Source organism: Brachybacterium sp. AOP25-B2-12 (assembly GCF_052378625.1).
Classification (GTDB): domain Bacteria; phylum Actinomycetota; class Actinomycetes; order Actinomycetales; family Dermabacteraceae; genus Brachybacterium.
The window spans coordinates 1-293 of record NZ_JBQSXW010000095.1; the positions used below are offsets into that span (position 1 = coordinate 1).

The 293-nt window shown below is 68.3% G+C and carries 1 protein-coding gene; it reads left to right on the forward strand.

The features are described from left to right. On the forward strand, positions 1-293 hold a 293-nt coding region (locus ACT3TZ_RS15310), incomplete at both ends, for a transposase (protein ID WP_444584268.1).

Consider the following 293-nt stretch of genomic DNA (forward strand, 5'->3'; position numbering starts at 1 on the left):
GGGGTCGATGAGCACGTGTGGAGGCACACCCGTCGCGGCGACAGGTACGTCACCGTGATCATCGACCTCACCCCAGTGCGAGATGGCACCGGCCCGGCACGGCTGCTGGACATGGTCGAAGGACGCTCCAAGCAGGCGTTCAAGACCTGGCTGGCCGACCGCCCGCAGGAGTGGCGCGACGGCGTGGAGGTGGTCGCGATGGACGGCTTCACCGGGTTCAAGACCGCCGCCGTCGAGGAACTGCCCGACGTGGTGACCGTGCTAGATCCCTTCCACGTCACGCGCCTCGCTGG